The following is a 24,580-nucleotide window of genomic DNA, read 5'->3' as shown; positions in this document are numbered from 1 at the left end:
CGCCGTGAGCCAGTGCGCCATGGTTGCTTTCACGTCCGTCGGAACGACCTGGCGGACGGTCGCTGCGCATAACAATGTTAAATCTACCGAAAGGTGCGGGCCGCTTGCATGGTCGGCAAATATGCAACGTCAAAAGTACCTGAGATGTCGGTGATGCCTGGCGGCGTCCGTGGGCTTCACGATAGCGCGGGCTTTGGCCGGGCAACTTACTCGGAGTACTATCTATTGCATGGAATTCGCTGACGTGTATGCTGAGGTAGATCTTGCTGCCCTGTGAACGAATGTAGGGTCAAACGAAGAGGGTAGCGGCCTACGGCCCTGCGCAGATGACAAGCTACATTGATTCCGTTGCCGATGGGTAACACTCTCCAGATCCTGTGGGAAGATGGCGACCGCGTCGTCTGTCGAGGGCGGCGCGACGGGGAAGATGGCAGTCAAAACGTACTTTTGGTGCGACCCGCCGGGGAGCATCCGTTGCCTGCCGCCTTTGACCGCCTCGTTCATGCGTTTGGCCTGAAGGACGAACTCGATGGCTCGTGGGCGGTGCGGCCGCTGGAACTGGTGAGGGAAGGTGGCTGGACCCTGCTGGTGCTCGAGGACCCGGGCGGTGAGCCGCTTGCGCGTCTGCTGGGCGCTCCGATGGAGATGGGAGAATTTTTGCCGCTCGCTGTCGGCATCGCCGCAGCGCTAGGCAAGCTGCACCAGCGCGGTCTTGTCCATAAGGACCTGAAGCCCGCGCATATCCTCGTACATTGCACCGACGGACAGGTCCGGCTCACCGGGTTCGGTCTCGCCTCCCGGTTGCCGCGCGAGCGGCAGGCGCCGGAACCGCCCGAGACGATCGCCGGCACGCTCGCTTATATGGCACCCGAGCAGACCGGCCGCATGAACCGCTCGATCGATTCGCGCAGCGACCTCTATGCGTTGGGTATTACGCTTTATCAGATGCTGACGGGCGCATTGCCGTTTGCGGCGGTTGATCCCATGGAATGGGTGCACTGCCATATCGCCAGAAAGCCGGCGCCGCCGTGCGAGCTGATGGAGACCGTCCCTGCCGCGGTCTCCGACATCGTCATGAAGCTACTCGCCAAGACGGCCGAAGAGCGTTACCAGACGGCCGGCGGTGTTGAGCATGACCTGCAGCATTGCCTCGAGGTGTGGCGACACCAGCACCGAATCGATGCCTTCCCACTCGGCGAACACGACACGCCTGATCGCTTGCTGATACCGGAGAAGCTTTATGGGCGGGAGCGCGAGGTCGCTACCCTGGTCGCTACGTTCGATCGGATCGTAGGGAGTAGCCCGCCAGAGCTGGTACTGGTCTCCGGCTATTCGGGCATCGGCAAATCGTCGGTTGTCAATGAACTGCACAAGGTGCTGGTGCCGCCGCGGGGGCTCTTTGCGTCGGGCAAGTTCGACCAGTACAAGCGCGACATCCCCTACTCGACGCTGGTCCAGGCGTTCAAGAGCCTGGTGCGGCCGCTGCTCGGTAAGGCCGACACGGAACTGGCAATCTGGCGCGATGCCTTGCTGGAGGCGCTGGTGCCCAATGCGCGGCTCATGACCGACCTCATCCCCGAACTGAAGCTGATCATCGGTGAGCCGCCACCCGTCCCGGCTCTCGAGCCAAAACTGGCGCAGCGCCGTTTCATGCTCGTGTTCCGGCGTTTCATCAGTGTATTTGCCCGGGCAGAACATCCGCTCGCGCTCTTTCTCGACGATCTGCATTGGCTGGATGCCGCAACCCTCGACCTGCTTGAGGACCTGCTGACACACCCGGATATGCGGCACCTGATGCTGGTCGGCGCCTACCGTGACAATGAGATAGATGCCGCACATCCGCTGATGGGCAAGCTCCAGGCCATCAGGAACGCGGGCGTCACTATCAATGAGATCAAGCTGGCGCCGCTCGCTTGTGTACATGTCAGGCAGTTATTCGCGGAGGCGCTTCACTGCGCGCCGGCGCGCATCGCACCACTGGCGCAACTGGTCCATGACAAGACGGGCGGCAATCCGTTCTTTGTCATCCAGTTTCTGCACGCGCTTGTCGAAGAAGATTTGCTCACCTTTGATCATGATACGGGGCAGTGGTGCTGGGACCCGGGTCGCATCCATGCCAAGGGTTATACCGACAATGTCGTGGACCTGATGGTCGGCAAGCTGACCCGCCTGCCGGCTGGGACGCGGCACGCGCTGGAGCAGCTTGCCGTTCTCGGGAACGTCGCGGGTGTCGCGACGCTTTCGACGGTTCTCGGCATTCCGGTGCCACAGGTGCACGCGGCGTTGTGGGAGGCGATGCGTCAGGAACTGGTCGAGCGGCTGGAGGGCGCCTATAGGTTTGTTCACGACCGGGTACATGAGGCCGCCTATTCACTGATCCCCGAAGCCTCGCGCACCTCTACCCATCTGCGGATCGGGCGACTGCTCGCGGCGCGCACGCCTCGAAATAAGCGGGGGGAGGTGATTTTCGAGATCGTCGGTCAGCTCAATCGCGCCTCCGCGCTGATCACCGAAGAGGGCGAACGGGAGCGGCTGGCCGAATTCAACCTGCTCGCTGGCCAACGCGCCAAGGCGTCGACGGCCTATGCCTCAGCGCTCACCTATCTCATCGCCGGTACGGAACTATCGAGCGACGATTGCTGGGAACGTCGGCATGAATTGATATTTGCGCTTGAGCTGAACCGGGCCGAATGCGAATTTTTGACCGGACAGTTATCCGTTGCAGATGAGCGCCTGGCGGCGCTAGCGAATCGGGTCACGACAACGGTCGAACGAGCCAGCGTCGCGTGCCTGCACACAGACGTCTGCACGACTCTCGACCGGAGCGACCGTGCCGTCGCTGTCTGCCTCGCCTACCTCCGCCATGTCGGCATCCAGTGGTCAGCTCATCCGCACGACGAGGAGGTACGACGGGAATACGAGCGCATCGCAACCCAGCTTGGGGACCGGACCATCGAGGAACTCATCGATTTACCGGTGATGGAGGACGCAGCCTCGCTCGCGACCGTCGAGGTGCTGGGCAAGCTATTCGCCCCAGCCTTGTTTACGGATGCGAATCTGGTTGCGCTGACGACCTGCAAGGGAGTCAGTCTCAGCATCGAGCGTGGCAACTGTGATGCTTCATGCGTGCTTTATGCCAACGTCGGCAGGGTCGCCGGACCGCGTTTCGGTGACTACCGGGCCGGATTCCGGTTCGGCCAGCTCGGCTGCGACCTCGTCGAACGACGCGGGCTAAGACGGTTCGAGGCGAGTACGTATCTTTGCTTCGCGAATTTTGTCATGCGCTTGCTAAAGCCAGTACGGGAATGTCGTAATCTGCTGCGCCGTGCTTTCGAAGCGGCGAATCGAATTGGAGATCTCGCGTATGGCGCTTACACATGCACCAACCTCAACTCGGACCTGCTATTCGCTGGCGAGCCGCTGCACGAGGTGCAAGGCGAGGCCGAACGCGGTCTTGCATACGCCGGGAGGATGCGGTTCGGTCTTGTCATTGACTTCATCACCACACAACTCGCGCTTATACGGACGCTTCGCGGCGTGACGCCGACGTTCGGCTGCTTCGACGACGGGCAGTTCAATGAACTTCGCACCGAAGCCCATCTGTCCAGCAACCCCGCATTGGCAATAGCAGCGTCGTGGTACTGGATTAGGAAATTGCAGGCGCGCTATCTCGCTGGTGACTATGCGGCAGCCATGGATGCCGCGTCGAACGCGCGACGGCTGCTCTGGACCCCGACCTCGGTGGTTGAGCAAGCCGAATATCACTTATACGGCGCGCTGGCGAAGGCCGCCTGGTGGGGGTGCATGCCGGCCGGCGAGCGGCCACAGCATCTCGAAGCGCTCGCCGCGCATTACCGGCAGCTCGAGATCTGGGCGAAAAACTGTCCGGAGAGTTTCGCGGACCGCGCCGCGCTGGTCGGTGCCGAGATCGCCCGGATCGAAGGTCGCGTAGCGGATGCCATGGAGTTGTACGAGCAGGCCATCCGCTCGGCGCAGGACAGCGGCTTTGTCCACGGTGAAGCACTCGGCAATGAGCTCGCGTCGCGCTTTTACGCAGCTCAAGGTTTTGAAAAGATTGCACGTCTGTATTTGCGAGATGCCCGCTACAGCTATCTGCGTTGGGGCGCGAACGGGAAGGTGCGGCACCTCGAGGACCAATATTCATATCTGAGGGCGGAAGACTCCGCGCCCGGGCCCACGATCACGATATCAACTCCAGTCGAACACCTCGACCTTGCGACGGTGATCAAGGTATCGCAGGCTGCCTCGGGCGAGATCGTCCTGGACAAGCTGATCGAAATGGTCATGCGCACAGCGATTGAACAGGCGGGCGCCGAACGGGGCGTGCTGATTCTGTCGGACGGCGGCGAAGAACGGATAGCGGCGCAAGTGCTGACCACCGGTGACGCGCCCATGTTGCAGTTGCGCGATGTGCCGGTGAGCGCGGCGTTGCTGCCGGAGTCGATCCTCTATCATGTCCTGCGCACCCGGGAGAGCGTCTTTCTTGACGATGCCGCGGCTGAGTCCCCGTTCGCTGCCGATCCCTATGTACGTCAGCAGCGCTCCCGTTCAATTCTCTGCTTCCCGTTGATGAATCAGGCGAAGCTCACCGGCGCGCTCTACCTCGAAAACAGTCTGACTGCCCGCGTGTTCAGCCCATCCCGGATCGCCGTGCTGAAGCTGTTGGCCTCGCAGGCTGCCATCTCCTTGGAGAATGCCCGCTTGTACCGCGATCTTGGGGAGCGCGAAGGGAAGATCCGGCGCCTCGTCGAAGCCAACATCATCGGGATTGTCGTCTGGAATGCCGGTGGCGACATTCTTGAGGCCAATGACGAATTTCTTCGCATGGTGGGATACGAACGGGAGGACCTTGTCTCGGGTCGCGTGCGCTGGAAGGATCTGACGCCACCAGAATGGCTCGAGCGCAACGAACGGGCCCTGGCAGAGATCGGGGCGACGGGGCGTGCGCAGCCGTTCGAGAAGGAGTACATCAGGAAGGACGGCAATCGAGTGCCCGTCATGCTCGGTGCGACCGCTTTCGAAGCGAGCCGGAAGCAAGGTGTCGCTTTTGTGCTTGATCTGAGTGAGCGCAAGCAGGCGGAGGAAAAAGCGCGCGAGAGCGAGCAGCGCTATCGCGAGGTGCAGACGGAACTGGCTCACGCGAACCGTGTCGCGACCATGGGGCAGCTCACGGCTTCGATTGCACACGAAGTCAACCAGCCGATCGCCGCGACGGTGACGAATGCCCAGGCTGCGCTGCGTTGGCTGAATGCCCAGCCTCCGAACATTGACGAGGTAGGGCAGACGCTCAGGCAGATAGTCAAGGATGCGGGTCGAGCGGGAGACGTGCTAGGTCGGATCCGTAATCTGGTCAGGAAGGCGCCAACGCGCAAGGAGCCGGTGGACATCAACGACGCGGTCCACGAGATGATTGAACTCACGCGCGGCGAAGCCGCTAAGAGCGGTGCCTCCGTACAGACGCGACTGTCCGAGGGCTTGCCATTAATCGAAGCAGACCGTGTCGAGCTACAACAGGTGCTACTCAATCTGATCATGAACGCGCTAGAGGCGATGAGGGGCGTGAGCGATGGAGAGCGACAACTGGTTGTCAGTACAGAAGTCGAATCGAACTGTGTGCTCGTGACTGTGCGCGATTCTGGGCCTGGTTTTGGTCCTGGCGGCCCTGACGAGGCTTTTGCACCCTTCTACACCACGAAGTCCACCGGGTTGGGGATGGGGCTGTCGATCTGCCGTTCGATCATCGAAGGGCATCGGGGACGGTTATGGGCAAGCTCAAACGTGCCACGCGGCGCGGTCGTTCAATTCACCATGCCAGCCCATCCAACGGCTCTGTCAAGCTCGAGTCGGTAGGTGGTACGCCCAAACGGCGGGCAGTTCGACCATCGGGGACCTAACGCTAACCTTGCCCACGCTCCGTGCAAATCAACATCACTCTCTAAAGTAGTTGAAGCCTCGACCAAACCCGGAACGAGTCATCCCGCGAGAGCGGGCGGCGTCGCTTGAAGAAACGGCGGCCAGCATGGAAGAATTGACTCACCATGCGTCTGAGCACCGAGAACGTGCTGCAAGCCACCTCGCTCGCGAATTCAGCATCCAGGAATGCCGGAAAAGGTGGCAATGTGGACGTTGCGAAAAGCGAGCATCCGACCACGAAACAACGCACGCTCCCCCGGGCGACCACAGCCTGGTCGCATCGCTCCCTCCACCAGCCATCGTTGCCGGTGCTCCGGGCCCGTCAACACTTCCATCAGGGGCCGCCCCAATACCGGCTTGGCGGAGGCTCCACTCCGACAACCATATCATTAGGTCCATCAACTTGAGGAAACGCTCTTCAATAGATTCACGGCATGACGGCGCTGGCGTTTCTTTGGCCTTATATCGCCGCTTACCGTCCCACCCCAGATATTTGCGGAGACCGTGCATACTTGTCCCGTTTCGTTGTCAGAAAGTATTTGTAAGAGTGACAATAAGTAGTCGGCCGCCTGAGACAGAGGCCGATTGAAAATAACGCTAAAGCAGTAGAACACTAGTCGACCACTTTCACAGCATAGGGTACACACATCGATGTCATAGGCGCCGTGCTTTTACGCCGTAGCGACATCCGACATAATGGGTAGCGCGGCACACAGGCTGTTTGTCGACGATGGATCGAGTTCATTCGCAAGCTGGTTACCGTTTCCATCTTTCCATCACGGGGCTGCCTCGCTCTTAATAACAGATATCGCGCAGTCGCTTGCTCAAAAAAAGATGGGAGGATTCTCCTCATCGTGCGCGGTGCCGGGTTACCGATCAGGCGGAAGATGTCAGTTCTGCAATAGCGCCTCCGGAAATCAGTGAACGGAGAAGGGAGCTGCGAGAATGCTTAGGCTGGCTGCAGTCGCATTTCGATGTCCCAGATGAAGCCGGATAGTTCGCGGGCGATGGCTGCACACGTCTTGTTCTGGTGAAGACCTCGAGCTCGCAGCCGACGGAATCTGTGACAGAGCCGAAGCTGAGCTTTCCACGCAATGTCGAAGTCCGAACCACGATGGTCCCGACGGCTACAACCAGTCCAAACAACGAAAGGTCATCGATGGTCGCGCCAAAGAGCGAAAGGATCGCGAGTGTGCAAACCAATGACACCGGAATTGCGACAACCGGAATGATCGTGGCGCACCGGTTTTGTAGGAACAGATACACCGCGCCAACCATCAGCGGAATGGCAATGCCGATGATTTTCGAGCGCTCGTCACGGGCTCGAAACATATGGCGAGTACAAGTCCGTACCAAGATGAAACGTCCGCCTTAGAACGGTGGAGGATGAAAAAAGACGACAGGACCTAGTTCGCGGCTAACGTTGGGATAGGCTTCCATAGCCAAGCGGTTTTGCAAGGGAGGCCTTTGGTGAAACGGTATTGTTCCAGTTTGTCGACACAGATAGTGAAGAATTAGGTTGGGGGAAGGGAAGATGAATAATAGTTGGATTGAATATGGAGGCGGAAGATAGATGGACTCAAGTTCACTTTGCACTTCCGCCCAGAGCGGCCAGGACTGTGCCGAACCGGTGGTCTACGTGATCGACGACGAAGAGTCGATGCGCTTCGCATTACGCAATTTATTCCGGTCGGTCGCGCTACGTGTAGAGACGTTTGAATCGTCCTTGGATTTCCTCGACTTCCCGAAGTACGACTCGCCGAGTTGCTTGATCCTCGATGTCCGGTTGCGCGGCGAAAATGGCCTCTCCTTTCAGGAGCATGTTGCAAAAAGCGGTTTGTGCATGCCGGTCGTATTCATGACCGGTCATGGTGATATTCCGATGACGGTGCAGGCGATGAAAGCAGGGGCGGTCGATTTTTTTTCGAAACCGTTTCGTGATCAAGACATGCTGGATGCCGTCGTCGATGCTCTAAGACGCGATCGCGAGCGTCTTACCGCCGAACGATCGGTTGCGGCGCTCCGCCTCGCTTACGACTCCCTCACGCCGCGCGAGCGCGAGATAATGGGGTTCGTCGTAGCAGGGCTGATGAACAAGCAGATTGCCTCCAAGGTGAATCTGTGCGAAATCACAGTGAAGTTGCATCGATCTCGCCTGATGCGAAAGATGGCGGCGCCAACACTGGCGGATCTCGTCCGCAAATCGGTGTCGCTCGGTGTCAATCCCCAGCCTTAGGCACGGTGCCGGGGTGGCGAATTCGACAACCCGGTCCCAGGTTCGAGGCAATGCGCCGGTCGGGCATGCTAGCCGACGCGCGATGGGCGGGCCTTGCGTCACCAATCCAATTGCGCCTCCGCCGCAAAGCCCTCCTTCCGCGTCATCGCGAAGATGGTAGCGACACCGTGATGTCGCGGTAGCGGCGATGCTCCGCGGGGTGACTCTGCTGTCTGCGTAGCAGGGTTTCGTCCCGAGTATTTACTGGGAGTACTAGCTATTGCGCCGCGGTCACTGACGTGTATGCTGAGGTGACGCTAGTCGTGTAGGCGCGGAAGGACGCAACGCATGCGGCCGGGTGCGCGCCTGCGCCATATGACGTCGTAAATTTGGTTCGGCTGCCGATGGGTAACACTCTCCAGATCCTGTGGGAAGATGGCGACCGCGTCGTCTGTCGAGGGCGGCGCGACGGGGAAGATGGCAGTCAAAACGTACTTTTGGTGCGACCCGCCGGGGAGCATCCGTTGCCTGCCGCCTTTGACCGCCTCGTTCATGCGTTTGGCCTGAAGGACGAACTTGATGGCGCGTGGGCGGTGCGGCCGCTGGACCTGGTGCGCGAAGGCGGTCGAACCCTACTGGTGCTCGAGGACCCGGGTGGTGAACCGCTCGCACGTCTGCTGGGCGCTCCGATGGAGATGGGAGAATTTTTGCCGCTCGCTGTCGGCATCGCCGCAGCGCTCGGCAAGCTGCACCAGCGCGGTCTTGTCCATAAGGACCTGAAGCCCGCGCATATCCTCGTACATTGCACCGACGGACAGGTCCGGCTCACCGGGTTCGGTCTCGCCTCCCGGTTGCCGCGCGAGCGGCAGGCGCCGGAACCGCCCGAGACGATCGCCGGCACGCTCGCTTATATGGCACCCGAGCAGACCGGCCGCATGAACCGCTCGATCGATTCGCGCAGCGACCTCTATGCGTTGGGCGTCACGCTTTACCAGTTGCTGACGGGCGTGCTGCCGTTTGCGGCGGTTGATCCCATGGAATGGGTGCACTGCCATATCGCCAGAAAGCCGGTGCCGCCGTGCGAGCTGATGGAGACCGTCCCCGCCGCGGTCTCCGACATCGTCATGAAGCTACTCGCCAAGACGGCCGAAGAGCGTTACCAGACGGCCGGCGGTGTTGAGCATGACCTGCAGCATTGCCTCGCCGCCTGGCGGCATCGGCACCGCATCGATGCCTTCCCACTGGGCGAACACGACACGCCTGATCGCTTGCTGATACCGGAGAAGCTTTATGGGCGGGAGCGCGAGGTCGCTACCCTGGTCGCTACGTTCGATCGGATCGTAGGGAGTAGCCCGCCAGAGCTGGTACTGGTCTCCGGCTATTCGGGCATCGGCAAATCGTCGGTTGTCAATGAACTGCACAAGGTGCTGGTGCCGCCCCGGGGACTCTTCGCCTCCGGCAAGTTCGACCAGTACAAGCGCGACATCCCGTATTCGACGCTGGTCCAGGCATTTCAAGGCCTGGTGCGCCCGCTGCTCGGCAAGCCCGACACGGAGCTGGCAATCTGGCGCGATGCCTTGCTGGAGGCGCTGGTGCCCAATGCGCGGCTCATGACCGACCTCATCCCCGAACTGAAGCTGATCATCGGTGAGCCGCCACCCGTCCCGGCTCTCGAGCCAAAACTGGCGCAGCGCCGTTTCATGCTCGTGTTCCGTCGCTTCATTGGCGTATTTGCCCGTCCAGAGCATCCGCTTGCGCTCTTTCTCGACGACCTCCAGTGGCTCGACGCCGCGACACTCGACCTGCTCGAGGATCTGTTGACAGGCTCGGATCTGCGGCACCTGATGCTGGTCGGCGCGTATCGCGACAACGAGGTCGATGCCGCGCATCCGATGATGGGTAAGCTCCAGGCTATCAGGAACGCGGGCGTGAAGGTCAATGAGATCAAGCTGGCTCCGCTCGCCCGTCAGCATATCAGTCAGTTAATCGCGGAAGCGCTTCACTGCGCGCCGGCGCGGATCGCACCGCTGGCGCAACTGGTCCATGAGAAGACGGGTGGCAATCCGTTCTTTGTCATCCGGTTTCTGCACGCGCTTGTCGAAGAAGATTTGCTCACCTTTGATCATGATGCGGGGCAGTGGTGCTGGGATCCGGGTCGCATCCATGCCAAGGGCTATACCGACAATGTCGTGGACCTGATGGTCGGCAAGCTGAGCCGGCTGCCGGCAGGGACGCTGCACGCGTTGCAGCAGCTTGCCGTTCTCGGGAACGTCGCCGGGATCGGGACCCTGTCGACGGTTCTCGGCATCCCGGAGGCACAGGTCCACGCGGCGTTGTGGGAGGCGATGCGTCAGGAACTGGTCGAGCGGCTGGAGGGCGGCTATAGGTTTGTTCACGACCGTGTTCATGAAGCCGCCTATTCACTGATCCCTGAAGCCTCGCGGACTTCGACCCATCTGCGGATCGGGCGGCTGCTCACCGCGCGCACGCCCCCGAAAAAGCGGGAGGAGGCGATTTTTGAAATCGTCGGTCAGCTCAATCGCGCCTCCGCGCTGATCACCGAACAAGGGGAACGGGAGCAGCTGGCCGGGTTAAACCTGCTCGCTGGCCAGCGAGCCAAGGCGTCGACGGCCTACGCCTCAGCGCTGACCTATCTCGTCACAGGCGCCGAACTACTGAACGACGATTGCTGGGAGCGTCGGCATGAGCTGATATTTGCGCTCGAACTGAACCGGGCCGAATGCGAATTTTTGACCGGGCAGTTATCGGTTGCACACGAGCGCCTGGCGGCGCTATCGAAGCGCGCCGTGACAACGGTCGAAGAAGCACTCGTCGCGTGCATGCAAATGGATGTCTACCTGGTCCTCGATCAGAGCGACCGCGCGGTCGCTGTGTGCCTCGCCTACCTCCGGCATGTCGGCATCGAGTGGTCACCGCATCCCGATGACGAGGAAGTGCGACGTGAATACGAACTCATCGGGACACGGCTTGGGGGCCGGACAATCGAGGAACTCATCGATTTACCCGTGATGGAGGATGCAGCCTCGCTTGCGACTGTCGAGGTGCTGGCCAAGTGCTTCGGGCCGGCCGTGCAAACGGATGTGAACCTGGTATCACTGACGATCTGCAAGGGGGCCAGTCTCAGCATCGAGCGTGGCAACTGTGACGCTTCGTGTCTCCTTTACGCGAATGTCGGCAGGGTCGCCGGACCGCGTTTCGGTGACTACAACGCCGGATTCCGGTTTGGACAGCTAGGCTGTGACCTTATTGAACGACGCGGGCTAAGACGGTTCGAGGCGAGCACTTACCTTTGCTTCGCGGTTGTGGTCATGCCCTGGATGAAACACGTGCGGTCTCGCCGTGATCTGATGCGCCGCGCTTTTGAAGCGGCGAACCGGATCGGAGACCTCGCGTATGGAGCCTACGCGGGCAACGAACTGAATTCGAACCTGCTCTTCGCTGGCGAGCCGCTGCACGAGGTGCAAGGCGAGGCCGAACGGGGCCTTGCGTACGCAGGGAAGGTGCGGTTCGGTCTTGTCATTGACCTCATCACCACCCAACTGGCGCTAATCCGGACGCTTCGCGGCCTGACGCCTAGGTTCGGCAGCCTTGACGACGGGCAGTTCAATGAACTTCGCACCGAAACCCGTCTGTCCGGCACTCCGGCCTTGGTGCTAGCTGCAAGTTTCTACTGGATCCGGAAATTGCAGGGGCGCTATATCGCTGGTGACTATTTCGCGGCGATGGACGCTGCGTCAAAGGCGCGACCGCTGCTCTGGATCTCCTCCACATTCTTTGAGGAAGCTGAATATCATTTTTACGGCGCTTTGGCAAAGGCAGCCTGGTGCGAGCGCGCCCCAGCCGACGAGCGGCCACAACACCTGGACGCGCTCGCCGCGCATTACCGGCAGCTTGAGATCTGGGCGAAAAACTGCCCGGAGAGTTTCGCGGACCGCGCCGCGCTGGTCGGTGCCGAGATCGCCCGGATCGAAGGTCGCGTAGCGGATGCCATGGAGTTGTACGAGCAGGCCATCCGCTCGGCGCAGGACAGCGGCTTTGTCCACGGCGAGGCACTCGCCAACGAACTCGCGTCGCGCTTTTACGCGGCGCAAGGTTTTGAAAAGATTGCGCGTCTGTATTTGCGAGATGCCCGCTACAGCTATCTGCGTTGGGGCGCCGACGGGAAGGTGCGGCAACTGGAGGAGAACTATCCATACCTGAGGGCGGAAGAGTCTGCGCCCGGGCCGACGACGACGATTTCAACGCCAGTCGAACACCTCGACCTTGCGACGGTGATCAAGGTGTCGCAGGCTGCCTCGGGCGAGATTGTCCTGGACAAGCTGATCGAAATGGTGATGCGCACAGCGATTGAACAGGCGGGTGCCGAACGGGGCGTGTTGATTCTCTCCGACGGCGGCGAAGAGCGGATAGCGGCGGAAGCAACAACCACCGGCGACGCGCCGCGGTTGGAGTTGCGCAATGTACCCGCCAGCAGCGAGATCCTTCCAGAATCGATCCTCTATCATGTTCTGCGCACCGGGGAGAACGTCTTTGTGGACGATGCAGCGGTGGGGTCTTCGTTCCCCGCAGATCCTTATATCCGGCAGCAACGTGCCCGTTCAATTCTATGCATCCCGTTGATGAATCAGGCGAAGGTTACCGGAGCGATCTACCTCGAAAATAGTTTGACCGCTCGCGTGTTCAGCCCATCCCGGATCGCAGTGCTGAAGGTCGTGGCGTCACAGGCCGCGATTTCACTGGAGAACGCCCGTTTGTACCGCAATCTGGCCGAACGCGAAGCGAAGATCCGGCGCCTTGTCGACGCTAACATCATCGGGATCATCGTCTGGAATGTCAGTGGCGAGATTCTGGAGGCCAATGACGCTTTTCTGCGGATAGTAGGATACGAGCGTGAAGATTTGGTCTCTGGGCAGGTGCGCTGGAGGGATCTGACGCCACCAGAATGGCTCGAGCGCGACGAACGGGCCCTGGCAGAGATCGGGGCGACGGGGCGTGCGCAGCCGTTCGAGAAGGAGTACATCAGGAAGGACGGCAATCGAGTGCCCGTCATGCTCGGTGCGACCGCTTTCGAAGCAAGCCGGAAGCAAGGTGTCGCTTTTGTGCTTGATCTGAGTGAGCGCAAGCAGGCGGAGGAAAAAGCGCACGAGAGCGAGCAGCGCTATCGCCAGGTACAGACGGAACTGGCTCACGCGAACCGTGTCGCGACCATGGGGCAACTCACAGCTTCGATAGCCCACGAAGTCAACCAGCCGATCGCCGCAACGGTGACCAATGCCCAGGCTGCTCTGCGTTGGCTGAACGCCCAGCCTCCGAACATTGACGAGGTAGGGCAGACGCTCAGTCAGATTGTCAAGGATGCAGGTCGAGCGGGGGACGTGCTAGGTCGGATCCGTAATCTGGTCAGGAAGGCGCCAACGCGCAAGGAGCCGGTGGACATCAACGACGCGGTTCACGAGATGATTGAACTCACGCGCGGCGAAGCCGCGAAGAGCGGTGCCTCCGTACAGACGCGACTGTCCGAGGGCTTGCCATTAATCGAAGCAGACCGTGTCGAGCTACAACAGGTGCTACTCAATCTGATCATGAACGCGCTAGAGGCGATGAGGGGCGTGAGCGATGGAGAGCGACAACTGGTTGTCAGTACAGAAGTCGAATCGAACTTTGTGCTCGTGACTGTGCGCGATTCTGGGCCTGGATTTGGCCCTGGCGGCCCTGATGAGGCTTTTGCACCCTTCTACACCACGAAGTCCACCGGGTTGGGGATGGGGCTGTCGATCTGCCGTTCGATCATCGAAGGACATCGAGGACGGTTATGGGCAAGCTCAAACATGCCACGTGGCGCAATCGTTCAATTCACAGTGCCCATCCATCCAGACCCTTTATCGTGAGTGCTGCCCATGTCAGCTGAGGATGCCTGATCATACATAGTCTGCTGTCGTTCAAACTAAGCGAACCCCTTAGAAGCCGGCTCAACATTCCATTGGTGTACACACTCACTACCTGCCCGCCTTAAGAAGAGTCAATTTGTTCGGCGAGCCAGCGACATCTGCTCGGTCCGCTATTTGTGTTCACTGCGTCGCTTCGTGATCACCGAGTTGACGAGTTGATACCGTGTAGTCGCTGCTGTCGCTCATTTAGTGCAAATTTCCGTCGCTCGAACTCGCTAAGCTCATGTATGAGATCCTGAACCCAATAACGTTGGTAATCGTTGAGATGCTGCGATTCGAAGAGAATGTAAAGTCGATCACGCCAGTAAGCCAACGTGGTCAAATCAGGTGTGCATCGAAAAACAAACGCACGCAAAACCTGATCCACGTGGATGATATCTTTCTCGAACATGGTATTTGTTCCCACCGCAGAACTGGCTCCGTGTTGATGCCTTGACTTTGACCTCACAAGCGGAGGGAACAGTACACGGCCCGCCGCGCCAATCGTATGTGCGTCTTCCTTCCTTCCTTCAGAAACCGGAACTGCACGACGTTCCTAAGCCCGGGTGCACGCTCAAAGCAGCGCAAATCGGATTTAAAAAGTCATAAAGCGCCGACGTTCCCTCTGCGCCTATCAAGCACGCTTTGATCTCGGAGTGTGGAGGCTGCAGCACTTCCTTGAAACCGTAGCGCATGAACGGCATCGACTAGTCAGAACTCCAGACGTGGCACAAACCAGTCGGTCTCGAAGAACATTGGCGGCTCGTCGATCCTAATGGTTGTATTGCCAAGTGATTTAAAGACATAGAGTCCACGTTTGCAAGCTTTGGATAAAGGCTGTTGTCGATGCGCGCGGGATGTTGGTCCCAATTTTTTCTGTATCTCGCTGGGCGATGCGCCATCGACACTGCTGGTGGCCTTTATAACCCCGACAAGTGTGGAGCGATTTGACGAGCCACGAGCATAACGCGGCTCGTTTAGCAGCGGATGACTTTCGCCGGTCGCCGCGACCGCTCTAGCCTCGAGGGTAGCGGTTCGTGAGTATTCCAGTGAACGCGGCCGCCGATTCAGGGACAACGTGACCCGTTACGCACGGGCGGAGGCGGTTCGGATTGTAGACGGCGCGGTCACTACAAACCAAACTTTCTCTCCTTTGAACGCGATTTCGATACGTTACTGCATAACGGTTCGAGCAGTGAAGTACTCGCCCATTTCTTAATGTGTAGATCGACCGTCGTGATCACGCGATCGTCCTAAATCTTGATGACGTTTTAATCAGTTCCCTTTTTCGTTACTCCGTAACGGCGCTAGGTCAACAAAGACTTCATGACGTACGAAAAAAGTTGGTGTAGATTCCGCGAATTCGATTTGCTGGAAAACGTTTGCGGCTCAATGCGCTTCCTCAATGGTCGGCGTGGGAAGACCAGGAGAAGAACGAAAGCGGGGCCGAAGATGAATGGAAATGGCGGGGCAGAAATCGAAGACGGGGATCCAAAGCGGTGCAGGGCCAGAAGTAATCAGGCATTGCTCTGGAAGAGAAGAAAAGCGAACAAAAACTAGAAGGAAATTACAATGCGCGATCGCATTGGGCATATTGCGGGGAAGCACGCAGTCTGGTTTACATTGCTATGGTTTCTGTCTATGTTCATCGCGACTCATGTCGTCGCGAGTGACGAGCTCCCGCCATCCAATCACATCAAAATCAACCTGGGCGCGACACCCTGGAAGTACGTCAAGGACGTCGATGATCCGAACTCGATGTCGCCGGCTTTCGACGATTCACGCTGGCAATCCATTGGCGTGCCGCAGACGCCTGCTGACTACGACACGTTCATTAACCTGCCTTCGGGCGGCGGCCAGGGGCAACTGACGGGCAATATCAACTGGTATCGGAAGCACTTCACCCTGGACCCATCGCTTGCCAACCGCAAGGTACTGGTTGAGTTCGAGGGCGCACACACGGGTGCGCAGGTCTACATCAACGGTCAGTTCATTCCCGGCAATAGCCAGATCAATCCGAACGCGACGCACGTCATCGGATTTATTCCGTTTATTGTCGATATCACGAATTACGTGAAATTCGACGGTACCGACAACGTACTCGCCGTCAAGGTCGCGCGCGGCGACAAGTTCTTCGGGTCGCCGAGCTTTGCCGGGGCATTTCGTTTCGGGCAGGATGACACGGGTATTTTCAGGCCCGTGTGGATGCACATTACGGATCGCGTGCACATTCCCGAGAACATCTACGCGGTGCTCAATACGTGGGGCACATACGTCTCGACGATCTCCGCCAGCGACACGTCGGCGACGATCCGCGTGCAGACGAATGTCGCGAACGAATATTCGGCCGACAAGCAGGTGAGGCTGACGACACAGATCGTCGACGCCAGCGGCGTTGTCGTGGCGACCGCGCAGGACGTGAAAACGCTTCCTGCGAACGGAACGGGCGCGCTGAATCCGACTCTGTTCGACCAGGTGCTGACCGTGGCCAACCCCACGCGCTGGTATCCGAACAACAGTACGTATGGCCGCCCGTACATGTACCGCGTGATTCACTCGGTCAGCATCGACGGCGTCGTGGTGGATTCGAAGGAAAGCCCGCTTGGCATTCGCACGCTCACGTGGGACCAGAATTTCCCGATCATCAATGGACACCCGCATTATCTGTGGGGCGCATCGGGTCGCTATGACTATCCGGCACTTGGCTCGGCTGTGCCGGCCGAACTGCAATGGCGGGACCTGTATCTCCTCGCGCAGGCGGGCGGCAGTCTCTACCGGCCTGGCCATTCGAGCCAGGGCCGCGACTTCCTCGAAGCTGCCGACGCCTACGGGATCATGATGATCCAGCCGAGCGGGGACGGTGAAAACGGCTTCGCCAATATCTGCTCGTCGGCAGTGACGACGGGCTGCACAACGGCCAGCAACGTGCAGTTGAAGAAAGAACTGCATCGCGACATGATCGTCCATGATCGGAATCACCCGTCGGTGCTTGCGTGGGAGGCAGACAACGGCGCAACCGATACGGGCTTCGCGCAATCCCTAAAGGCGCTGTCGCAGGTATGGGACCCGGTTAATACACGAGCGCAGGCCGACCGCACGCCGAATGCGGCAAACGGTGACATTCTGGGCTGCAGCGGTCAGGGCTGTGACATCAACGTCAAGAAGACCTTCCCGGGTTCGCCGGCGTGGGGCTCGGAGTACTGGGGCGACGGCGTCGGACGCTGGAAGTATGACTTCGAAATCGCGTTCGCCGCGAGCTACATCAAGGACTGGGTGCACAGCGTGGCCGGCAAATCGTTCGGCATCGCACATTGGTACCTGGCCGACACGCCGGGTGAAATCAACACGCAGACGGACGGCGTGCTCAACGTCGATGTGCGTTCCAATGGCGCGTCGATGATGGACTGGAACCGTCTGCCGCGTCTGCTTTACTACATCTACGAAGCGGTCTGGACGCCGTACCAGATCAAGCCGGTCGTCAAGCTCGCGCATACGTGGAATCGTTCGGGCGTCGTGCGCGTCAACGCGTTCAGCAATTGCCCGGCAGTGCGTCTCGTCCTTAACGGTCAGCAGATCGGAGGCGAACAGGTGCCGAATCCGTCGAACATGGACCCGAGCGCCGACCTGACGCAGAACACCACGTTGCTGCCCGGCCAGGTGCACTGGGACAACGTCACGTGGGCGCCTGGCACGTTGCGGGCTGAATGTCTCGATGCGAACCGCCAGGTCGCAGCCTCGGACCAACTGGTGACGGCCGGCCCTGCCGACCATATTCTGCTCACGGTCGATCCGCGCCTTACCAAGCCTAATGGCGATGTCTTCGCGGTGACGGCCAACGGAACGGACGCGGCAATCATCACGGCGCAAGTCGTCGATGCGAACAACGTGCTCGTGCCCGATGCGAGCCAGACGCTGACTTTTGCAGTCAGCGGTCCCGGCACCTATCGCGGCGGTGCGGACCATTACGTGACGGCGACCCAGGGACAGGGGTATCACGCGCCGGGCGACGCGAATCTGTCGGCCGAAGGCGGCATGACGAAGATCGCCGTGCGCACACAGTTCACGCCGGGCACAGTGACCGTGACAGCGACATCGCCGGGTCTGGGGAGCGGCACGGTCTCGTTCAATGTCGTACCCGCCACCGACGCGCAATCGTTTAATGGTAGCGACCTCGTCGTCGGCCCGCAGCAACCGTCGGCGTTGCAGATCCTCACGCAACCTGAGGATCAGACGATCACGGTGGGTCAGACGGGACAGTTCTCCGTGCTGACGGCGGGCACATCGCCGATCACCTATCAGTGGTTCAAGAACGGCACGCCGATCGCAGGTGCCACGGGCTACACCTACATCACACAGCCGGTCCAGGCGAGCGACGATGGCGCAACGTTTAGTGTGTCTGTCACCAACGCAAGCGGCTCGGTCCCGTCACGTGCGGCGATCGTGAACGTGGTCCAGCCCGCCGCGCCGACCATCGTCACGCCTCCACTGTCCAAGAGCATCACTGCGGGACAAAGCGCGGAGTTCACCGTCGTCGCAGCGGGCTCGCCGGTGTTGAGCTATCAGTGGATGAAGAACGGCATTCCGATCCCGGGGGCGACGCAACCGGTGTACGACACACCCGTCATGCAGTTAGCGGACAGTGGTGCATCGTATAGCGTAGTCGTCACGAACAGCGCTGGCACGGCATCGGCGACCGCGACGCTGACGGTCAGTGTTGCGACACGCCCCGTCATCGTGTCGCAACCGGTGGGTGAGAGCGTCCCGTTCGGCCAGAGTGTGACGTTGAACGTGGTCGCGACGGGTTCGGCACCGTTGTCTTATCAATGGACCAAGGATGGCGTGCCGATCGGTTCAAATTCGCCGAGCTACCTCATTTCTCAGGCGCAAGGCAGCGATGCCGGCAACTATGTCGTCACCGTAACGAACAGTGCAGGCAGCGTGCCGAGTTCGCCCGCCACGCTCAGCGTCAGCGGCGCCGACAATTCGAATCTCGCGCTTAGCGGCAAGGCGACGGCGAGCAGCCAGCAGAACGGCGGCCTCGCGCCGCAGTACGCGATCGACGGTTCCGTCACGTCGCGGTGGGCGTCGGCACCGGGTGTGGACCCGTCGTGGATTGCAATCGATCTCGGGTCCGTGCAGACGTTTGACAAGGTCGTGCTCGTGTGGGAGAACGCGTACGCGTCGCAATACGACATTCAGGTGTCGAACGACAACCAGAACTGGACGAGTGTGCTCGGGGGCCCGGTTCAGGGGTTCGGTGGCACCGAGACCCATTTCTTCCCGAGCACGTCGGCGCGCTATATTCGGATGCTTGGTCTGCAGCGCGCGACGCAGTACGGCTACTCGCTGTTCGAATTCCAGGTCGTCGATGCGCCGCAGTGCGGCAGCGAAACCGAGCGCTACACCTTGCTCGGCGCGAAACCCGGCACGTGGCAGTCGACTATCGCCGGCTTGCCGTCCGGGCCGTACGTGCCCAACGTTCGCGACAACGCAAGCGGTCTCGTCTGGCAGCAGTACTACACGACGTTCCCGGACCAAGGCGCGCAGTTCACGCAGTCGGTTGCGCAGCAATATTGTGCGGCGATAGGCATGCGTCTGCCGACGCGTGCTGAGGCCTTGACGATTTCTCGCGCGAACTACGCATCGTGCGCGTTCCCGTCGCCGTGGAGCACATGGACGACGACGCCGGTGCCGAATACTTCGACAGATGCATATCTGGCCGCGTCGTCGGGCCAGACGTGGCCCGGCATCATCGATAACACGCCGGGTTGGGCGCTATGCGTGTCCGGCGCATCGGCTGCGATGCCCGTGATCACCTCGCAGCCGGCGAACCAGTCTGTGGCCGAAGGTCAGAGCGCGCAGTTCACGGTGGGTGTGACGGGAACCGCGCCGCTGAGCTTCCAGTGGATGCGCAACGGGCAGGTGGTGGCCATCACATCGAACCCGTCGTACACCACGCCGGCGACGACTGTGGCGAATGACAACGGCGCGACCTACAGCGTCGAGATCAGCAATGGCGGCGGAACTGTGCCGAGTGCGACGGCGACGTTGACCGTGACTGCGGCGACGAGCGGTGGTGGCGATGGCGGAACAGGCGGAACAGGCGGAACAGGCGGAACAGGCGGAACAGGCGGAGCGACTCCGCCGCCGTCGCCGAGCGCGAACCTCGCGTTAGGCAAGGTCACGACGTCGAGCGGCAATGAAAACGACGGCTACCAGCCCGGTAACGCGACCGACGGTAACACGGGTTCGCGCTGGTCGTCGGCGTTCGTCGACCCGTCGTGGATCGCCGTCGACCTGGGTTCGGCCCAGACCGTCGACCGTGTCGTGCTGCGCTGGCAGGACTCGTACGGCGTGCAGTACAGAATCCAGGTGTCCACGGACAATTCGAACTGGCAGGACGTCTTCACGCAGGCGAACGGCAAGGGCGGCATCGAGGACATCCGCTTCGCCGCAACCCAGGCGCGGTACGTGCGTATGTACGGCACGCAACGCGCAACGCAGTACGGCTACTCGCTGTTCGAGTTCGAGGTCTACAACACGGCCAACACGCCGCAGTTCCCGCTGACGTCGGCCGCAAGCGGCAGCGGCACGATTACGCCGAACGGCAGCACGTCGGTGTATCAGGGCGGCACGCAGGTCTACGCGTTCACGCCAGCGGCGGGATCGGCGGTGACGGGTGTGCAGATCGACGGCAAGAGCATCGGCATCGTCGACAGCTATACGTTCGACAATGTGCAGGGTGCGCACACCATCAACGTAACGTTCGGTCCGGCGGCCGCCGCGGTGAACCTCGCGATCGCCTCGACGGCGACGTCGAGCGGTCTCGAAGGCGATGCATACCCGGCGTCTGCCGCTGTCGACAACAATCTGAACACGCGCTGGTCGTCGTCTTTTATCGATCCGTCGTGGATTCAGCTCGACTTCGGCTCGGCCAGGACGTTCAACCGCGTGATCCTGTTCTGGCAGAACGCGTACGGGACGGTGTATCAGATCCAGACGTCGAACGACGGTGTGGATTGGTCGCATGTCGCCTATGACCAGAAGGACGGCAAGGGTGGTATCGAGGACATCACGTTCCCGGCTGTCACGGCGCGCTATGTGCGGATGTACGGCACCCAGCGCAACACGGCCTACGGTTACTCGCTGTTTGAGTTCCAGATCTACAACCAGCCGGTCGTGCCCGCCATCACGACGCAGCCGTCTTCCGTCACGGTGACGTCCGGCGAGACGGCCACCTTCACAGTGGCGGCGAGCGGTGCCGGTCCGTTGAGCTACCAGTGGCTCAGGAACGGCGCCCCCGTTGCGACGACGACGACGCCCAGCTACACGACGCCAGCTACGACGGCGAGTGACAGCGGCGCGTTATACAGCGTCGTTGTCAGCAACGCTGCGGGCGGCGTGCCGAGCGAGCCCGCAACCCTTACGGTAACAGCCGCTGCAAGTGGCGGCGCCGGCAGCGCTGGCGGCACTGGCAGCAATGGCGGCACCGGCGGCGCCGGCGGCGGTTCCACCAGCTCTAACCTCGCGCTGGGCATGAACACAACGGCAAGCGGCTCGCAGGACGCGGGCTATGCGCCCGCCAATGCCGTGGACGGCAACGCTGGCTCGCGCTGGTCATCGGACTTCAACGACAACGCATGGATGACCGTCGATCTCGGCCAGCCGAAAGCGTTCGATCGCATCGTGCTGCGTTGGGAGAACGCGTATGGTAAGTCGTATCTGATCCAGACGTCGAACGACAACGCGACGTGGTCGAACATCGCCACGCAAAGCGCGGGTCAAGGCGGCAGCGAGGAGATCGACGTGCCGCTCACGACGGCCCGGTACGTGCGCATGCAGGGTGTGCAGCGCGCGACGCCGTACGGGTACTCGCTGTTCGAGTTCGAGATCTACAACTCGGCCGTGACGCCGAAGTTCTCCATCACGGCAAGCGCGGGCGCCAATGGCACCATCAGCCCGGCGGGCCAGGTGGGTGTGCCTCAGGGTAGTTCGCAGACGTTCACGGCGGTGCCGGCGGCGGGGTATGCCGTCGGTTCGGTGATCGTCGATGGGCAGCCCGTGGGCCTGCAACCGTCGTATACGTTTACGGATGTGGAAGCCGCGCACAGCATCAGCGTGAGCTTCGTGCCGCAAGCTGCGAGCGTGAATCTCGCGTTGAACCGCAAGGCGACGTCGAGCGGCGACGAGAACGGCAACACGCCGCCCTCGGCAGCCGTCGACGGTAACCAGAACACGCGCTGGTCGTCGGCATTCGTCGACAACGCATGGATCACGATCGATCTCGGCTCCGAGCAAACCTTCAACCGCGTGATGCTGCGTTGGGAGAACGCGCATGCGAAGGCCTACCAGATCCAGGTCTCGCACGACAACGTGGACTGGTCGAACACGGTCTACACGCAGAACGCGAGCAACGGCGGCGTGGAAGACGTCTCGTTCGCGAGCACGACGGCGCGGTATGTGCGCATGCAGGGCGTCCAGCGCTCGTCGCCGTACGGCTACTCGCTGTTCGAGTTCGAGGCGTACAACAACGCGAGCGCGACGCAGCCGCAGGCGGTCATCGTCGAGCAGCCGGCGACGCAGACGGTACCCGCCGGGCAGGACGGTCACTTCGCGGTGCTGATGTCGGGCTCAGGGCCGTTCTCTTATCAGTGGCTGCGCGCCGGCACGCCCGTCGCGGGCGCGACGGCGCGCACCTTTGATACGCCTGCCACCACAGCGGCGGATAACAACACGGTGTACAGCGTGAACGTGACGGGCCCGAGCGGCACGGTCACGTCGAACAACGCCACGTTGTCCGTCAACACGGCAGTGCCGAAGTACACGGTCAAGCCCGGCGTGATCGGCGTGGACTTTGTGAACAACACGAACGGCGCGTACACGGACGACCAGGTGTATGTCGCAGTGATCGCGCGTGACCCGGCCACCGGCCAGTTCGCGTGGCTGAAACCGGACGGCACGATCATGCCAGCGTCCGCCTCGGACAACGACGCGCCGAACCATCTGTCGTCGGGCGGGCAGAACTACAGCAACTACTTCTTCACGCTCGCGCAAAGCAAGACGTTGCAGCTGCCGCCGTTGTTCTCGGGCCGCGTGTGTGTGTCGCTCGGCAGTCCGCTGTACATCAGGATTCTCAACGACGCCAACGGCATTGTCGGCTATGCGGGGCCGAACCCGCAGAACGGCACTGATCCGAACCTTAACATCAACTTCGACTGGTACGAGTTCACATACAACGACAGCGGCATCTACATCAACACGACGCAGGTCGACGAGTTCGGCTTCCCGTTGACGCAGGACATCTACGGCAAGAACGGCACGTGGCATCAGCAGACGGGCATCACCCAGCATCGCGCCGATCTGTTCGCTGCGTACGCGAACGAAGTGTCGGCCGCGTTCCAGCCTGTGCCGCGCACGAACTACCGGATCATGGCGCCCGCCAAGAGCAGCTTCGCGGCGGGGCAGCCGAACGCCAACTACTTCGACGCGTATGTGAACCAGGTGTGGAGCTATTACACGTCGAATGATCTCGTCGTGACGGTCGGCGCGCGCAAGTTCGTCGGGCGCGTGCAGAACGATCAGCTGCTTTTCGCGGAGGTGAATCAGAACAACGGCGCATACGTGGGCGGCGGTCTCTACAACGTCGGCAAACCGACGACGCAGGCCATTCTGGAAGGCAGCGGCGCGCTCGCGACGGGCAACACGATGGAACTGGCAATCGAAGCGCAGATCTGCGCGGCGTTCAACCGCCACGTGATGGAAGACGTGACGAAGTGGAGCACGCCGTCGGCGTGGTACGCGGCGTCGCCGTCGAACGAGTACGCGCGGTTCTGGCATGACCACGGCGTAAGCGGGCTGGCCTACGGCTTTGCTTACGACGACGTCGCCAACGCGAGTTCGACGATCTACGCGCCCAATCCCGAGCACATTGTCATGGGCATCGGCTGGTGATGTCCGCTTGAGTCGAGCGCGGCAGGCAATGCGAAACGGGCGCCCCATTTTTTGAGGATGTATCGATGCGGTATCGGAAGGAAAGGATGAACAGGCGAGGCGCATGGGGCACACGCAAGGCACGGGGCTTCACGCTGCTCGAATTGCTGGTGGTGCTCGTCATTATTGGCATGCTCGCGGCGATCGTGGGGCCGCGCTACTTCTCGCAACTGGGCAAGTCTCAGACGACCGTGGCCCGCGCACAGATCGACGTCCTCACCAAGGCAATCGACAACTTCCGGCTGGACGTGGGCCGGTATCCGACTACGGAAGAAGGACTGCAGGCACTTGTCGTCAAGCCGGCGAGCTCGGACAAGTGGGTTGGCCCTTATCTTAAGAAGGAGGTTCCGCTCGATCCGTGGGGACATCCCTACGTGTATCAGGTGCCGGGTACCAAGGGCGACTACGCGGTGATTTCCTATGGACGCGACGGTCAGCCAGGCGGCGCCGGGGAAGACGCCGACATTAGTAGCGAATGACACCATGAGACAGT

General features: G+C 60.9%; 5 protein-coding genes and 2 pseudogenes. 5 read left to right on the top strand and 2 right to left on the bottom strand.

Going from position 1 to position 24,580, the window contains the following annotated elements:
- Window positions 1-354 precede the first annotated feature (354 nt).
- Entirely contained in the window at window positions 355-5,871 is a 5,517-nt protein-coding gene (locus C2L64_RS47815) for a trifunctional serine/threonine-protein kinase/ATP-binding protein/sensor histidine kinase (RefSeq protein ID WP_103154225.1), read from the top strand.
- 1,012 nt (window positions 5,872-6,883) lie between these two features.
- Here the strand turns inward: C2L64_RS47815 and C2L64_RS55455 are convergent.
- Both C2L64_RS55455 and C2L64_RS56490 read right to left on the bottom strand, forming a co-directional pair.
- A pseudogene (locus C2L64_RS55455) lies at window positions 6,884-7,033 on the bottom strand (IS110 family transposase); the annotation flags it as partial.
- A 71-nt stretch (window positions 7,034-7,104) separates the two neighbouring features.
- A pseudogene (locus C2L64_RS56490) lies at window positions 7,105-7,212 on the bottom strand (efflux RND transporter permease subunit); the annotation flags it as partial.
- A gap of 295 nt (window positions 7,213-7,507) precedes the next feature.
- Here C2L64_RS56490 and C2L64_RS47805 point away from each other — a divergent pair.
- The 4 genes from C2L64_RS47805 to gspG all read left to right on the top strand — a co-directional run bounded on the left by C2L64_RS47805 (window position 7,508) and on the right by gspG (window position 24,566).
- Window positions 7,508-8,170, top strand: coding sequence for a response regulator transcription factor (locus tag C2L64_RS47805; RefSeq protein ID WP_103154224.1), 663 nt, complete (start codon window positions 7,508-7,510; stop codon window positions 8,168-8,170).
- A 383-nt stretch (window positions 8,171-8,553) separates the two neighbouring features.
- The gene (locus C2L64_RS47800; protein WP_103154223.1) at window positions 8,554-14,058 is read left to right on the top strand and encodes a trifunctional serine/threonine-protein kinase/ATP-binding protein/sensor histidine kinase; all 5,505 of its coding nucleotides are present in this window, start codon (window positions 8,554-8,556) and stop codon (window positions 14,056-14,058) included.
- Window positions 14,059-15,669: 1,611 nt separating this feature from the next.
- Window positions 15,670-24,048, top strand: a complete 8,379-nt coding sequence (locus C2L64_RS47790; RefSeq protein WP_244212271.1) for a discoidin domain-containing protein — start codon at window positions 15,670-15,672, stop codon at window positions 24,046-24,048.
- A gap of 86 nt (window positions 24,049-24,134) precedes the next feature.
- The gene (gene gspG, locus C2L64_RS47780) at window positions 24,135-24,566 is read left to right on the top strand and encodes a type II secretion system major pseudopilin GspG (protein ID WP_207634784.1); all 432 of its coding nucleotides are present in this window, start codon (window positions 24,135-24,137) and stop codon (window positions 24,564-24,566) included.
- Window positions 24,567-24,580 lie beyond the last annotated feature (14 nt).

The sequence above is a fragment of the Paraburkholderia hospita genome, from assembly GCF_002902965.1.
In the GTDB taxonomy this organism is placed as follows: domain Bacteria; phylum Pseudomonadota; class Gammaproteobacteria; order Burkholderiales; family Burkholderiaceae; genus Paraburkholderia; species Paraburkholderia hospita.
Note: the sequence above shows the minus strand (reverse complement) of the source record. Positions and strands in the feature narration are given on the sequence as shown.